Raw genomic sequence first — 14,354 nt, 5'->3', positions numbered from 1 at the left:
CATCCTGGTTGCCTGACACACCGCAATCGCGAGCAGGCTCGCTCCCACATTGGATTCGGGGCGCCTGCGCGATTACTTCCCGGCGTTGATGGTCGCGGTCTTGATCGCACCCAGTTCCAGGTCCCACTTCTTCAGGATGGCCTGGTAGCTGCCGTCGTCGATCATGCTTTGCAATGCGACCTTCACCGCTTCGCTCAGCTCAGGCTTTTTCTTGCTTACACCCATCCCGGTGAACTGCTCGGAAATCGGCAGGCCCACGGTTTTGTACATGTCCTTTTCCTGCGTCTTGAGATAGGACAGGGTTTCGCTGCCCTGCATGGCCGCGTCAATACGGCTCTGGCGCAATTGCGCGCGGGCGTCGGCGGAGCCTTCGGTGCCGACTACGTTGATCGCCGGTTTGCCGGCTGCTTCGCAGTTGGCCTTGCTCCACTCGGCGATTTCCGACGGGAAGGTGGTACGGCGGCTGGTGCCGACTTTTTTGCCGCACAGGTCGACGATTTCGTTGGTGTCCTTGTTTTTCTGCAAGGTGTAGAACTGCGGGCCGCTGGTGAAGTAATCGACGAAAGTCACGCTGGCCTGACGTTCGGCGGTGTCAGTCATGCCCGACAGCACCATGTCCACGCGGTCGGTGGTCAGGGCGTTGATCATTTGTTCGAAGCCGGTTTCCTGCCATTTGATCTTCACCCCCAGACGCTCGGCCAGGGCGTTGCCCAGGTCATAGTCGAAGCCGGTGAGGGTGTTGGTGGCCGGGTCCTTGAAGTCCATCGGCGGGTAGTTCGGCATGATCGCCACAACGATCTCGCCCTTGTCCTTGATGCTGGCCGGCAATTGGGCGGCGGTGCTGAAACCGGATGCCATCACGCCTGCGAGTACTGCTGGGATAACGAAGTTCTTCATGGTCGTTCTCTTATGAGTGTTGTGAGCGTCAATGAACGCTTAGGTTCGAACGGCAGAAATGAAGCTTTGGGTGCGCGGGTTTTGCGGACTTATTAGTATTTCTTCGGGGCTTCCAGCCTCCACGATCTGCCCGCCGTCCATGAACACCATGCGGTTGGAAACCTCGCGAGCGAAGCCCAGTTCATGGGTGACGACGATCATGGTCATGCCGGTTTGCGCGAGGTCGCGCATCACCGACAGCACCTCACCGACCAGTTCCGGGTCGAGTGCCGAAGTGGGTTCATCGAACAGCATCAGCTTGGGACGCATGGCCAATGCACGCGCAATGGCCACGCGTTGTTGCTGACCCCCCGAGAGTTCGATCGGGTAGCTGTCGCGTTTGTCGGCCAGGCCGACGCGGGCGAGCAATTCCAGGGCCTCTTCGTGCGCTTCCTTGGGCGAACGCTTGAGCACCTGGCACGGCCCTTCGATGATGTTTTGCAGCACGGTCATGTGCGGGAACAGGTTGAAGCGCTGGAACACCATGCCGGTGGACAGGCGCTGGCGGGCAATCTGCGTTTCGTTGAGCTCGTGCAATTTGTTGCCGACGATGCGGTAACCCACCAGTTCGCCGTCGACCCACAGGCCGCCCTTGTCGATCTTTTCCAGCTGGTTGACGCAGCGCAGCAAGGTGCTTTTGCCGGAGCCGGACGGGCCGATGATGCACAGCACTTCGCCTTGCTCGACTTCGATGTTGATGTCTTTGAGCGCGTGGTACTGGTCGTAATACTTGTTCAGGCTCACGGCCTTGACGATGCTTCTCATGTGGGGCTCCTCAAGAACGCTTGCCGGCGCCGCGAGCGAAACGACGCTCCAGGCGGCTCTGGCCGAAGGACAGGACGGTGACGGTGGCCAGGTACCAGATACCGGCGACGATCAGCAGCTCCATCACGCGGGCGTTGGCGTAGTAGATGTTCTGCGCGTTGTAGAGCAGTTCCGAGTACTGGATGACGCTCGCCAGCGAGGTCATTTTCACCATGCCGATGAACTCGTTGCCCACCGGCGGAATGATGATGCGCATGGCCTGCGGAAGGATGATCCGGCGCAGCGCTTGCAGGCGTGGCATGCCGATCGACTTGGCGGCTTCGTACTGACCGGTGTCCACCGACAGCAGGCCGGCGCGCACCACTTCGGCGGTGTAGGCGCCCTGGTTGATGCTCAAACCGAGCAGGGCGGCCACGAACGGCGTCATCACGCTCACGGTGTCGATTTCGAACAACCCGGGAATGCCGATGGTGGGAAAGATCAGGGCCAGGTTGAACCACAACAGCAGTTGCAGGATCAGTGGCGTGCCGCGAAACAGCCAGGTGTAGGTGACTGCTACGTAGCGCAGGATCGGGTTGGCTGACATGCGCATGATCGCGGTGATCACCCCGAACACGATGCCCAGGGCCATGGCCAGCACGGCCATGACGATGGTGTTGAGCAACCCCCACATGATCGCCTGGGAGGTGAGGAACTGGCCGATGTACGACCATTCGATCTTGCCTTCGGCGAAGGCGCGCACCAGGCCGATAATGGCGATGACGATCACCGTGGCGAAAAAAATCCGTCCGTAATAGCGCCGGGGTACGTGGTCGTACTGGGTGATATCAAACTGGTTTTCCGCCAGTTTGCGCTCCGCCTGGAGTCGTTCTGCCTGTGTCTGGCTCATGTTTGGTTCTCCATACACTTTTTTTCTGGTCCACCACATTCCCCTGTGGGAGCGAGCCTGCTCGCGAATGTGGTGGATCAGTCAACACTGATTGAATGGGCTACCGCGTTCGCGAGCAGGCTCGCTCCCACAGGTTTCGTGTGCAGCTTCAGAGGCGGAAGCCCTGGTAGTTTTCGGTCCACTGCTGTTGCGCGCCAAGGGCGGTTTTCAGTCGGCCGATCTGCTCGCGCACTTGTTGCGGGGCGGTACCGCCCCAACCACTGCGAGCAGCGATGGCGGCTTCCAGCGTCAAGCTGTCGCGCACTTCCGGGGTCAGCCGTGGGTCGATCTCGGCCAGCAGCGCCGGCGAGGCTTCCCACAGTTCGATGTCGTGTTTCTCACAGGCCTGAACCAGCGCCCCGGTGATCTCGTGTGCTTCCTTGAACGGCACGCCGCGTACCGCCAGCCAGTCGGCGACTTCGGTGGCGAGGGTAAAGCCCAGTGGCGCCTGACGCCGTAGCTCTTCAACGTTGACCTTCATGGTCGCGACCATCCCGGCCATCGCCGGCAACACCAGCAACAGGGTGTCGACGCTGTCGAGTACGCCGTTCTTGTCTTCGCTCAAGTCGCGGTTGTAGGACAGCGGTAAGGATTTGAGCGTCGATAGCAGACCGGTCAGGTTGCCGATCAGGCGTCCCGCCTTGCCACGGGCCAGTTCGGCGATGTCCGGGTTTTTCTTCTGCGGCATGATCGAACTGCCGGTGGCGTAGGCATCGTCCAGCGCAACCCAGCGGAATTGCCGTGACGACCACAGGCAGAACTCTTCGGCGAGGCGCGAGATATTGATACCGAGCATGCTGGCGATGAACAGGAATTCGGCGACGTGGTCGCGACTGGCCACGGCGTCGATGGAGTTTTCGCAAACCCCGCTGTAACCCATTTCTTTCGCCGATTGCTGCGGCAGGCGAGCGATGGCCGAACCGGCCATGGCTGCCGCGCCAAGAGGCGACAGTGAGGTGCGCGCGTCCCAATCCACCAGGCGTTGTACGTCACGCAGCATCGATTGCGAGTGGGCCAGCAAGTGATGCGCGAAGACGATCGGCTGCGCCTGCTGCAAGTGGGTAAAACCGGGGCAGATGCTCTCGATGTGTTGCTCGGCCTGAGCCACCAGCGCCTGTTGCAAGGCCAACACTTCAACGGCGAGGGTGCGCACGTGATCGCGCAAAAACAGACGCAGGTCGTTGGCAGTCTGATCATTGCGCGAGCGGCCGGCCCGCAGCTTGCCACCCAGCGCGCCAAGGCGCTCGGTCAGCAGGCGTTCGATGAAGGTGTGGACGTCTTCGTCGTCCAGGGTCGGCGCAATGCTGCCGGCGCGGAAGTCAGCACCGATATGTTCCAGGGCGTCGAGCATGGTTTGGGCTTCTTGTTCGCTCAGCAAGCCGGCGCGCTGCAGTTCCCGGGCGTGAGCCTTGGAACCGGCGAGGTCGTAAGGGGTGAGGCGGAAGTAGCGCTCGGGGCAACGGGAAAGGGCGGCCAGGGCTTCGGACGGACCGCTTTTAAAGCGAGCACCCCAGAGACGGTCGGTGGTTTGAGACATTGTTGTTTTCCTCGTGGTAACGCGAGCTGAAATCGGTGTGCCAGACCTGATCCATCTGCCGAAATTCTTCCGGACGGAATCAGGCCTAATCAATATTCGAGGGCAGGGGATAAATGCAGTTGCTTCGTTGCGAGAGCTGAGCGAAGTGTCAGCTTTTTATGTTTCGAGATCAGTGAGTTGGCACTGATGTCCGGTTTTTTTTGGCGGTTGCCAAGCCTGGTTTTCTGTGTTCATTATTATTAGGCCAGCTATGTTTTTGTTGTTGAGCACAGAGTGTTGAATAGCGCGCCAGAGGTAAATAAGCATTATGGAAACCCCACTTTCCAATTCCGGAAACCCGGCGCCGAAGACGCTGCAGCGGGCACCTTTGGCCCTGAGTGGGCTGGACTTCAAATTGCTCAAGGTGTTCAAGGCAGTGGTCGAGGCTGGCGGTTTCAGTGCCGCGCAAAACGAGCTGAATGTGGGGCTGGCGGCGATCAGCAAACAGATTTCCGACCTTGAGATCCGCATCGGTATGCGTCTGTGCACTCGGGGGCGAGAGGGCTTTCACCTGACCGAAGAGGGGCGTCTGGTGTATCAGGCGTCCATTGATTTATTTGCTTCGGTCGATAACTTTCGCGATCGGCTTAGTTCTGCGCAGAACGAACTGATCGGCGATCTTGGTGTGGGGGTGATTGATAATACAATTGGCGACTGTAATTCGCCTTTAGTTGCTGCGCTTAGACGAATAAACGAACAGTCGCCCAAGGTGCGCTTTCAACTTCAGGCAACGCAGCTTGATGAAGTTGAAAGAGGCGTCGTAGAAGGACGTTTAGTGGCGGGTATTGTCCCGTTTATCAAAAGCGCGAAGAGTTTGATTATTACCCGTTATATGAGGAACGCTCGGAGGTTTATTGCGCGGTCGGTCACCCCTTGTTCGACAGGGCGGATGCGGACATTGGCGACAACGTGCTCAAGGATTACGAGTGCGTCAACCACCGGTACGCGATCCATCGAGACAAATTGAATTTTGCCCACTACGACAGTTTTTCCGCGTCCGCCACCCAGGTGGAAGCCGTGGCGCTGCTGATCAAAACCGGCCGTTTCGTGGGCTTCCTGCCCCAGCATTACGCTGCGCCGATGGTCGCTAAGGGAGAGTTTCGCGCGATACGTCCGCAACTGATCCACATCGTCACACCGTTCAATCTGATCCTGCGCCACAACACTGTCCGCAGTCCGTTGGTGAAGGCATTTGCGCAGGCGCTGGGAGTCGACTTGAAAGCCACGGTTTGATGGCTGATGAGGTTCCTGTGGAAGCTGGCTCCCACAGGATTTGCATTTGATTCATGGGGGTTAGTGGCCAATGAATAACATTACGCATAAAGCAAACAGTAACTTGCAAAATCGTTTCAGTTGTCGCTAACAGTGTCCTCAAGCCACCGACACGGCTGGCCAGCGCTGCAAGGGTATTGGCAACTTGCGCGACTCGCCCCGGCCCATCGGGAAGTACATGAAACCATTGCGAGCCAGTCGTTCCGCGTCATATAGATTGCGGCCGTCAAAGATCACTGGTGCATTGAGTCGTTGGCGAATCAAATCAAAGTCGGGCGCCTTGAACTGTTGCCATTCGGTGCAGATGATCAAGGCGTCCGCGCCGTTCAAAACCGACTCCGGTGTCCCCATGAGCATCAGTTTGCTTTCATCGGGATACAGATGCTGGGTTTCCTGCATGGCTTCCGGGTCGAACGCCCGCACGTTGGCACCCGCTGCCCACAGTGCTTCGAGCAGTACGCGGCTCGGCGCATCGCGCATGTCGTCGGTGTTGGGTTTGAACGCAAGCCCCCACACGGCAAACGTCCTGCCGCGCAAATCGCCTTTGTAGTAGGCCTTGATCCGCTCGAACAGCTTGTGTTTCTGCCGCTGATTGATGGCTTCTACCGCTTGCAGCAAATCGCTGGAGCAGTGTGCTTGTTCAGCGCTGTGGATCAGCGCACGCATGTCCTTGGGGAAGCACGAGCCGCCGTAACCGCAGCCGGGGTAGATAAAATGGTAGCCGATGCGCGAATCAGCGCCGATGCCCAGCCGCACCGATTCGATGTCCGCGCCCAGGTGTTCGGCGAGTTCGGCGATCTGGTTGATGAAGCTGATCTTGGTCGCCAGCATGCAGTTGGCCGCGTACTTGGTCAGCTCGGCGCTGCGCAGGTCCATGAACATGATGCGGTCATGATTGCGGTTGAACGGTGAGTACAGGTCACGCATCACCTCGCGCACCTCATCGCGCTCGCAACCGATGATGATGCGGTCCGGGCGCCGGCAATCCGCCACGGCGGAGCCTTCCTTGAGAAACTCGGGGTTGGAGACGATATCGAACTGCAGCAAGCGCCCGACCTTGATCAGGCATTTGTCGATGTGCGCGCGCAAGCTGTCGCCGGTTCCCACCGGCACCGTGGATTTCTCCACAAGAATCACCGGTTGCTCGCGATGACGCGCCACGGCGTCGCCCACCGACATGACGTAGCGCAAATCTGCCGAGCCGTCCTCCCGCGACGGCGTGCCCACGGCAATGAACAGCACCTGGCCATGTTGCACGGCGAGCTTTTCGTCGGTGGTGAACTGCAAGCGCCTGGCGTCAAGGCTTTCGCGCACCAGGCTGGCCAACCCCGGCTCGAAGATGCTCACGAGCCCCTGTTGCAGCAACTCGACTTTTTTCGGGTCGATGTCCATGCACACGACGTCATGCCCGACTTCAGCCAGAACGGCTGCTTGTACCAGGCCTACGTAACCGCTACCAAATACACTGATTTTCATGGCTTGCTCCTGCCGCGATCGACTCGCAAACAGAATTGCATCGTCATGTTTCAATTCATCTATCGCCTGGCCGTTGGCCCTTGTCGGCGTAATTTGACTTTATCGGCCATGACCGGCAGCGTAACGACCCTCTTTGTTTGCACACCGTTTGTGGCGACTTCTTTTTTTCAAGGCCGTTTCGTTTGACTGACTTACCTGTTGCTGATTCAAGTACGCCCAAGACCAACCCGCTGACTGTCTATCTGGCTCGTTTGGCGCCTTCCAGCCAACTGACCATGCGCTATGTGCTGCAGGACGCTGCCGATCGCCTGGGTTTCGATGAAGTGAACATCGAAGAGATTCCCTGGCATAACCTGCAACCCGAGGACGTGATTGCCCTGGTCGCCACTTTGCGCACCGATGGCTACGCGCCCAACACCTCGTCGCTGTACGTCAATGCCGTGCGCGGGGTGATGAACGAAGCGTGGCGCATGAGCCTGATCAGTCAGGAACATCTGTTGAAAATGCGTTCGGTCAAGGGCATTGCCGGTACGCGTCTGTCCCAGGGGCGCAACCTGCGGCGCACGCTGATTCAGGAACTGATGGAAGTCTGCGCTGCCGATCCACGCCCGCAGGGCCTGAGGGATGCGGCGATCATCGGGATTTTGTACGGTTCGGGCATGCGCAAGTCTGAGTCGGTCAACCTCGACCTCAACCAGGTTGATTTCGCCGAACGCAGCCTGCGGGTGACCGCCAAGGGCAACAAACAGTTGATCAAGTACGCCCCGGCCTGGGCTTTCGCCAAGCTGGACGCGTGGCTGGAGCTGCGCCGCTCGATGCTCAAGGAAGGCGAAGAGGATGACCCGTTCCTGTTCAATCGCATCCGGCGCGGCAGCCATATCACCCGCGAGCGCATCACCAAGCATGCGATTTACTACATTGCCCGGCAGCGGGGAGCGCAGGTCGGGGTGAAAATCATGCCCCATGATTTCCGCCGCTCGTTCATTACTCGGGTGATTGAAGAACACGATCTGTCGATCGCTCAGAAGCTTGCCCATCACAGCAACATCCAGACCACCGCCAAGTACGATGTGCGCGATGACAACGAGCGGCGTCGGGCGGTTGACCGTTTTGATCTCTGAGCTTCAGCGCGATTAAACCCTCAACTCAATACATGAGCATGGCCGATGGTCGAGACATGGACAGCATTCGTCAATTCATGGGGTCGACGGGCAACCTTTTTGCGGGTTACTGGCTGCCTGGCTGATCACCGCGGCCAGGCGCTTGACGTTGTTTTGCTGAGCCGCCACCAGTTCGTCGATGGATGGCCCCGAAGGGGTCTGCAACGTACTGCGGCAGGACAGCAGTAAGTTTTCGTCGACGCTGGCGCCCCGCAGACGCCATTTCACATCGATCAGCCCGTATTGGCCCGGGATCGAGTCGAAGCGCTGCACCTCAAGGCGCACCGAGACTTTGCGATTGGGGTTGCCGTTGACCATTTGGTCGGTCAGGGCGCTGCGCAGCTCATCCACGAGACTGGCGCCCCACCATTGGGTTTCAAGGATCGCCATGCCGGTGTTGCCCTCGCGCACCACGATTTGTGGTCGATCGACCTGCGGCGGAACCGTGAGGCCTTCGATCTGGATATCCGTCGCGGCCCTGGTATTTGCGGGCAACTGCGCTGGCGTCAGGGTGTGAAACTCGATCGGATCGCTGCGGCAGGCGGCGAGCAGAGACAACGTGGCGACCAGAGTCAACTTCAATGGAAAAGCCATGGGTGTTAATCCTCTAGTCATTTGCTCGGTGGCCCTTGCAGATCCATGGGGGCAGCATTTGCGGGGCGACCGCGAATCAGTGATTCCGGATGGCGACCCAGGTAATCCGCGAGATCACGCAAGGACCGCGATGTGCGCCCGAGCTCGTCCAGGGTTTGCCCCAATTGCTCGCGTTGCGGCGAATCTTCGGCCAGGGTCGAGTTCGCCGATTTCAGCGTGGTGTCGGCCGATTCCAGCGTCTTGCTGACGTTCGACAGGGTGCTTTGTACGCCGGGCAGTGTCTTGCTGTTGAATTGGCTCAGGGTTTTGCGCATCTCGACAAGGTTGCCATCCAGATTGCCGGCAATCCGTTCCACCGGCAGTTTGTTGATTTTGTCGACCATGGCTTCGAGTTTTTCCTGTAACTGCTCCAGGCTACCCGGAACGGTCGGAATCATGACCGGGCGAGCCGTAGCATCGAAGGCGACTTTGTCGGCCTTGGGGTAGAAATCCAGAGCGATGTAGAGCTGGCCGGTCAACAGGTTGCCCGTGCGGGCCTGGGCACGCAGGCCGTTTTCGATGAAGCTGCCCATCAAGCGCACGCCTGCGGCTTCATCATTGGGGTCATGGTTGAGCGCGGCGAGCATTTTCATGTGAGCCTGACCCAGACGTTGCGGGTAGATCACGATGCCGACGTTGAGCGGAAAGCTGCGCTTTTTCGCATCGAAGTCGAGGTTGATCGACACCACTCTGCCGAATTCCACCCCTAGGAACTCTACCGGGGCATCGACCTTGAGCCCGCGCAGTGCTTGATCGAAGCGCAGGGCCAGGTATTGCGGCTTGCCATTGGGCGGGGCCAGGGCGGTTTGCTGGTCGTCGAACAGTTCGTAGGCATATTCCTCGGGTGCCGGCTTGTCGTTGGGGCTGTATTCCGGCGCACGGAAGGCAATGCCGCCCACCAGGATCGAGGACAGGGATTCAGTCTTGACCGCAAAACCATTGGCGCCGACGTTCACGTCAATCCCGCTGGCATTCCAGAACCGGGTGTTTTCGGTGACGTATTGATCGTTGGGTGAATGAATGAACAGTTCGATATTCACGCCTTTGCCGTCCGGGTCCAGCTCATAAGCCACCACCTGGCCGACTGGAATCTTGCGGTAGTACACCGGCGAGCCGATATCCAGCGACCCCAGGTCCTGGGTGTGCAGGGTAAAGCGTTTGCCCGGCTCGCCATAAGTGATCGGTGGCGGGTTTTCCAGCCCCTTGAAGTGCTTGGCGCGGGAATTGGCCTGACCGATATCGGCACCGATGTAATCGCCGGACAGCAAGGTATCAATCCCCGATACGCCGCCGGCACCAATACGCGGCCTTACCACCCAGTACTGCGAATCGTCGCGGGTGAAGCTTTCGGCTTGCTTCGCCAGTTTGATGGTGGCGTTGACGCTTTTCTGATCGTTGCTCAGTTCGACGTCAGTGACGTGGCCGATCACCACGTTGCGGTACTTGACCTCGGTCTTGTTCGCCGTCAGGCCGTCGCCGGTCTTGAAGGTGACGACGATGGTCGGTCCTTCCTGGAGGATGCTGTGCACCACCAGCGAAATACCCACCAGCACCGCGACGATGGGCACGATCCAGACCAGCGAAATGCTGAAACGCCGGGTCTTGATGGGTGCCTGCCCTGGGGTACGTGGTTCGTTAGTGGCTTGCGACTGCATCCGAGACCTCCTGATTGTGCGGAGCTTGCCGTTCTTTATCCCAGATCAACCGCGGGTCGAAACTCATCGCCGACAGCATGGTAAACACCACCACCAGGCCAAAAAAAAGAATGCCCGGGCGCGGCTCGATGTCGGCCAGGGCCTGGAACTTCACCAGCGAGGCCACCAGGGCCACCACGATTACATCGAGCATCGACCAGTAGCCGATCACCTCGACAAAGCGGTACAGCTGCGAGCGCTCCTTGCGTGCCCAGTCGCTGTCACGCTGTACGGTGACCAACAGCAATGTGAGCGCCACGAACTTGACGCCCGGCACCGCGATACTGGCGATGAAAATGATCAGGGCGATGTCCCAGGCGCCAGCTTCCCAGAACTCCAGCACGCCGCTCATGATGGTGCTGTCGGCGCCGTTGCCGACCATTTTGGTGTTCATCACCGGCAACAGATTGGCCGGGATGTAAAACACCAGGGCCGCAATCATGAAGGCCCAGGTTCGGGTCAATGAGTTGGTCTTGCGTCGATGCAGCGGCGCGCCGCAGCGTTCGCATTCGTGCGGTTGGCGGGTTACGTCGCAGGCTAGGCCACAGGTGTGGCACAGGCATAGATTGAGATCATCGGCGACCGGGGGCGTTGTCATTGGATGTCCCATAGCTCGCGGATATCGCGGCCGGCAATGCGGATCATCATCAGGCTGAGGATGGCCAGGGCGAACAAGCCGATGCCCGGCAGCACGTCCAGCAACCCGGCAAGTTTGATCACCGCCACCATGGCCCCCAACAGACATACTTCGAGCATGCTCCAGGGCCGGAGGGTTTCCAGCCAGCGCATGCAGAATTTGAAGGCGGGCGAGCGTTTGTTGCCGAGCGCGAAGCTCAGTACCCAGATCAGCAGTACCAGCTGGATGACCGGCGCGATGATCATGGCAATGGCCGCCACCAGGGCAATGAAGGTGATGGGGCCAAGACTCAGGGCCAGCACCGAATCCCAGAGCGTTGCGCTGTTTTTCAGGCCTTTGAGGCTGATGCTCATGACCGGATAGAAATTGGCAAAGATCCACAGCATCAAGGCGGTGAAGGTCAGCGCAAGACGTTGCTCCACCGTGAGGCCGTTATAACGCTGGAGTACGCCGCCGCAGCGCGTGCACAGGGTTTTCTGATGTTTGGCGAGCGTCACTTTTTCGTACACGCAGTCACAGTGCTCGCAAATGATCAGTTGATCAGTAGATGCCATGGCCAGGCTCGACAGAGGGCGGAAAAGGATGAGCCCCCCCTCAATATAGAAGCCACTCGCAATTGAGCAAATCGAAAGGTCTGGCGACCAGGCTAACCGCACAAGATTACAAGGCATACGCGCGCCCCCCTGTAGGCGCCAGCAAGCCGGCGCCTACAGAAGACCGCGTTCCTGCCATAGGCGCTGTCGAGTGCAGCGCAGCTGCGATCCATGCGCTGTCAGCCGAGCATTTCCCGCATCCGATACCACAGCATGCCAAGTGCCAGCAGTGGCGAGCGCAGGACCCGACCGCCGGGGAAGGTCATGTGCGGCACGGCGCTGAACACGTCGAAGCCTTGGCTGTGGCCGACGTGGATCGCCTCGCCCAGCAACTTGGCGCACCAGTGGGTGACGTTCAGGCCATGTCCGGAATAACCCTGGGCGTAGAACACGTTCGGGTGCTGGCTCAAACGCCCAACCTGCGGGAAACGGTTGGCCGTGATGCCGATCTTGCCGCCCCATTGATAATCGATGCGCACGTTCGTCAGCTGCGGGAAGACCTTGAGCATCTGCGGGCGCATGTACGCCGCGATGTCCTGGGGATCACGCCCGGAATAATGGCAGGCACCGCCGAACAACAGGCGACGGTCCGCCGAAAGCCGGTAGTAGTCCAGACCGACTTTCTGGTCGCACAGCGCCAAATTGTGCGGGATCAGTTGCGCGGCCAACTCCGCCGACAACGGTTGCGTAGCAATGATGTAGCTACCGGCGGGCAGCACTTTGCCGCTGAGTTTCGGCTCAATGTCTTCAAGATGCGCATTACAGGCAAGCACCAACGTGGTGGCGCGGACCGTGCCACCGGCACAACGCACCTTCACGGTACTGCCATGGGTCAATTCCAGCACCTCGCTTTGCTCGAAAATCTTGACCCCAAGCGATTGCGCGAGCTTCGCTTCGCCAAGCACCAGATTCAGCGGGTGCAAGTGGCCCGAGCCCATGTCCACCAAACCGCCGGCGTACACACCTGAATTCACCACCTGCTGGCGAATCTGCTCAGGCTCGACCAGGCGGGTTTCGAAGGCGTAGCCCGACGCCTTGAGCGTTGCGTATTCAGCCTTTAACCCGGCGAACTGCGCCGGGGTGTTGGCCAACTCGCAGAACCCCCAACGCAGGTCGCAGTCGATACCGTGTTCTCGGATGCGGTTGCCCACCACCTGCACCGATTCCGTTCCGGCGTGCTCCAGGTAGCGCACACCTTCGGCGCCGATGTGTTTGGCGAAACCGCTGACGTCATGACCGATGCCGCGTATCAATTGCCCGCCGTTGCGCCCGCTGGCGCCCCAGCCAATCCGCCGGGCCTCCAGCACAATCACCGAGAGTCCGCGTTGGGCCAGTTCGATCGCCGTGTTGATCCCGGTGAAACCACCGCCAACCACACAAACGTCGGCGACCAGATCAGACGTCAGCGCAGGACGGTTCGCCATGCCATGAGCCGAAGCGGCGTAATACGAGCGCGCGTGTTCCTGGGTGTACTGGTTCATTGGTTGGACTTCACTTTGCTCCAGGAACGGGTCATCAGACGCATGATCGACTGGGGCGGTGTGGTGGAGATGTAGAGCTTGTCGAGGACTTCCTGAGGCGGGTAAACCTCAGGATTGTTGACCAGTTCCGGGTCCATGTACTGCTTGGCGGCAGGGTTCGGGTTGGCGTAACCGACCGAAGCGCTGACCTTGGCGATCACTTGCGGTTCGAGCAGGTAATTGATGAAGGCGTGAGCTTCTTTCGGGTTGCTGGCATCGGCGGGAATCGCCAGCAGGTCGAACCACAGGTTGGCGCCTTCTTTGGGAATGGCGTAGGCGATGTTCACACCGTTCTTGGCTTCCTTGGCGCGATTGGCGGCCTGGAACACATCACCCGAGTAACCGAAGGCTACGCAGATGTCGCCATTGGCCAGGTCCGAAACGTATTTGGACGAGTGGAAATAGGTGATGTACGGGCGGATGCTCAACAGTTTGGCTTCGGCCTTTTTGAAGTCTTCAGGATTCTCGCTGCGCGGGTCCATGCCCATGTAGTTCAGCACGGCGGGGAACACTTCATCCGCCGAATCCATCATCGACACGCCGCACGCGCTGAGCTTCTTGATGTTTTCCGGCTCGAACAACACCGCCCAGGAATCGATGTGGTCGATGCCCAGCACTTGCTTGACCTTTTCAACGTTGTAGCCGATGCCGTTGGTGCCCCACAGGTACGGCACCGAGTGCTCGTTGCCCGGGTCGTTTTTCTCCAGCAGCGCCAGGAGTTTAGGGTCGAGGTTCTTGTAGTTCGGCAGTTGCTCGCGGTCCAGTTTCATGAATGCGCCGGCCTTGACCTGGCGAGCGAGGAAGTGGTTGGACGGCACGACCACGTCATAGCCGGTGCGGCCGGCGAGCAGTTTGCCTTCCAGGGTTTCGTTGGAATCGAAAACGTCATAGATCACCTTGATTCCGGTTTTGGCCTGGAAATCGGCGAGGGTGGTTTCGCCGATGTAGTCGGTCCAGTTGTAGACGCTGACCTGGGGCTGGGCCTGGGCAACGGCGCTGAACAGGACCGCCAGCGCGGCCGGGACCATGGATTTCAATAGACGCATATCGATACCTTCTTGGAATTATTGGATTCTTCAGGGCGTTCTTTGGTGTTTGCGCGGCCGTCATCGCGAGCAGGCTCGCTCCCACAGGGGAATGCATTGCAAATGTGGGAGCGAGCCT

The 14,354-nt window shown here is 59.3% G+C and carries 12 protein-coding genes and 1 pseudogene; 2 read left to right on the top strand and 11 right to left on the bottom strand.

Annotated elements, in window-relative coordinates; genetic code table 11:
• Nucleotides 1-72 precede the first annotated feature (72 nt).
• The 4 genes from BVK86_RS00945 to argH all read right to left on the bottom strand — a co-directional run bounded on the left by BVK86_RS00945 (nucleotide 73) and on the right by argH (nucleotide 4,166).
• Nucleotides 73-897, bottom strand: a complete 825-nt coding sequence (locus BVK86_RS00945; protein ID WP_075944624.1) for an ABC transporter substrate-binding protein — start codon at nucleotides 895-897, stop codon at nucleotides 73-75.
• Between the two features lie 39 nt (nucleotides 898-936).
• On the bottom strand, nucleotides 937-1,701 hold the full coding sequence (locus BVK86_RS00940) for an amino acid ABC transporter ATP-binding protein (RefSeq protein WP_075944623.1): 765 nt from the start codon (nucleotides 1,699-1,701) through the stop codon (nucleotides 937-939).
• Between the two features lie 10 nt (nucleotides 1,702-1,711).
• Nucleotides 1,712-2,590: an amino acid ABC transporter permease gene (locus tag BVK86_RS00935; protein ID WP_075944622.1), complete on the bottom strand. Its 879-nt coding sequence runs from the start codon at nucleotides 2,588-2,590 to the stop codon at nucleotides 1,712-1,714.
• 148 nt (nucleotides 2,591-2,738) lie between these two features.
• Nucleotides 2,739-4,166 (bottom strand): argininosuccinate lyase, encoded by a 1,428-nt coding sequence (gene argH / locus BVK86_RS00930; protein WP_075944621.1) that lies wholly within the window; start codon nucleotides 4,164-4,166, stop codon nucleotides 2,739-2,741.
• A 307-nt stretch (nucleotides 4,167-4,473) separates the two neighbouring features.
• On the opposite strand from argH, the pseudogene BVK86_RS00925 reads away from it, so the two are divergent.
• Nucleotides 4,474-5,438, top strand: a pseudogene (locus BVK86_RS00925) (LysR family transcriptional regulator).
• Between the two features lie 138 nt (nucleotides 5,439-5,576).
• On the opposite strand, the gene BVK86_RS00920 reads toward BVK86_RS00925, so the two are convergent.
• Nucleotides 5,577-6,953, bottom strand: a complete 1,377-nt coding sequence (locus BVK86_RS00920; protein ID WP_075944620.1) for a UDP-glucose dehydrogenase family protein — start codon at nucleotides 6,951-6,953, stop codon at nucleotides 5,577-5,579.
• 182 nt (nucleotides 6,954-7,135) lie between these two features.
• Between BVK86_RS00920 and BVK86_RS00915 the strand changes: the two genes are divergently transcribed.
• Complete coding sequence (locus tag BVK86_RS00915; protein ID WP_075944619.1) at nucleotides 7,136-8,074, top strand: site-specific integrase; 939 nt, start codon at nucleotides 7,136-7,138, stop codon at nucleotides 8,072-8,074.
• 75 nt (nucleotides 8,075-8,149) lie between these two features.
• Here BVK86_RS00915 and BVK86_RS00910 read toward each other — a convergent pair whose 3' ends face one another.
• The 6 genes from BVK86_RS00910 to BVK86_RS00885 form a co-directional block, all read right to left on the bottom strand.
• On the bottom strand, nucleotides 8,150-8,707 hold the full coding sequence (locus tag BVK86_RS00910; RefSeq protein WP_075944618.1) for a PqiC family protein: 558 nt from the start codon (nucleotides 8,705-8,707) through the stop codon (nucleotides 8,150-8,152).
• A 17-nt stretch (nucleotides 8,708-8,724) separates the two neighbouring features.
• Complete coding sequence (locus tag BVK86_RS00905; protein ID WP_075944617.1) at nucleotides 8,725-10,401, bottom strand: PqiB family protein; 1,677 nt, start codon at nucleotides 10,399-10,401, stop codon at nucleotides 8,725-8,727.
• Nucleotides 10,382-11,038 carry a paraquat-inducible protein A gene (locus BVK86_RS00900; RefSeq protein WP_075944616.1) on the bottom strand — a complete coding sequence of 219 codons (657 nt, stop codon included), beginning with the start codon at nucleotides 11,036-11,038 and terminating at the stop codon, nucleotides 10,382-10,384. Before BVK86_RS00900 ends, BVK86_RS00905 begins: the two co-directional genes overlap by 20 nt.
• The gene (locus BVK86_RS00895) at nucleotides 11,035-11,631 is read right to left on the bottom strand and encodes a paraquat-inducible protein A (RefSeq protein WP_075944615.1); all 597 of its coding nucleotides are present in this window, start codon (nucleotides 11,629-11,631) and stop codon (nucleotides 11,035-11,037) included. Before BVK86_RS00895 ends, BVK86_RS00900 begins: the two co-directional genes overlap by 4 nt.
• Before the next feature lie 218 nt (nucleotides 11,632-11,849).
• The gene (locus BVK86_RS00890) at nucleotides 11,850-13,151 is read right to left on the bottom strand and encodes an NAD(P)/FAD-dependent oxidoreductase (protein ID WP_075944614.1); all 1,302 of its coding nucleotides are present in this window, start codon (nucleotides 13,149-13,151) and stop codon (nucleotides 11,850-11,852) included.
• Complete coding sequence (locus tag BVK86_RS00885) at nucleotides 13,148-14,236, bottom strand: polyamine ABC transporter substrate-binding protein (protein WP_075944613.1); 1,089 nt, start codon at nucleotides 14,234-14,236, stop codon at nucleotides 13,148-13,150. Before BVK86_RS00885 ends, BVK86_RS00890 begins: the two co-directional genes overlap by 4 nt.
• Nucleotides 14,237-14,354 lie beyond the last annotated feature (118 nt).

Origin of the sequence: Pseudomonas reinekei, from assembly GCF_001945365.1 — a bacterium.
Taxonomy (GTDB): Bacteria; Pseudomonadota; Gammaproteobacteria; order Pseudomonadales; family Pseudomonadaceae; genus Aquipseudomonas; species Aquipseudomonas reinekei.
This window is presented reverse-complemented; position numbering and strand designations above follow the sequence as displayed.

What these genes read in the sequence shown, in the direction of transcription:
- BVK86_RS00945 (WP_075944624.1), bottom strand. Translation starts at nt 897, where the DNA reads ATGAAGAACTTCGTTATCCCAGCAGTACTCGCAGGCGTGATGGCATCC.
- BVK86_RS00940 (WP_075944623.1), bottom strand. Translation starts at nt 1,701, where the DNA reads ATGAGAAGCATCGTCAAGGCCGTGAGCCTGAACAAGTATTACGACCAG.
- BVK86_RS00935 (WP_075944622.1), bottom strand. Translation starts at nt 2,590, where the DNA reads ATGAGCCAGACACAGGCAGAACGACTCCAGGCGGAGCGCAAACTGGCG.
- argH (WP_075944621.1), bottom strand. Translation starts at nt 4,166, where the DNA reads ATGTCTCAAACCACCGACCGTCTCTGGGGTGCTCGCTTTAAAAGCGGT.
- BVK86_RS00920 (WP_075944620.1), bottom strand. Translation starts at nt 6,953, where the DNA reads ATGAAAATCAGTGTATTTGGTAGCGGTTACGTAGGCCTGGTACAAGCA.
- BVK86_RS00910 (WP_075944618.1), bottom strand. Translation starts at nt 8,707, where the DNA reads ATGGCTTTTCCATTGAAGTTGACTCTGGTCGCCACGTTGTCTCTGCTC.
- BVK86_RS00905 (WP_075944617.1), bottom strand. Translation starts at nt 10,401, where the DNA reads ATGCAGTCGCAAGCCACTAACGAACCACGTACCCCAGGGCAGGCACCC.
- BVK86_RS00900 (WP_075944616.1), bottom strand. Translation starts at nt 11,038, where the DNA reads ATGACAACGCCCCCGGTCGCCGATGATCTCAATCTATGCCTGTGCCAC.
- BVK86_RS00895 (WP_075944615.1), bottom strand. Translation starts at nt 11,631, where the DNA reads ATGGCATCTACTGATCAACTGATCATTTGCGAGCACTGTGACTGCGTG.
- BVK86_RS00890 (WP_075944614.1), bottom strand. Translation starts at nt 13,151, where the DNA reads ATGAACCAGTACACCCAGGAACACGCGCGCTCGTATTACGCCGCTTCG.
- BVK86_RS00885 (WP_075944613.1), bottom strand. Translation starts at nt 14,236, where the DNA reads ATGCGTCTATTGAAATCCATGGTCCCGGCCGCGCTGGCGGTCCTGTTC.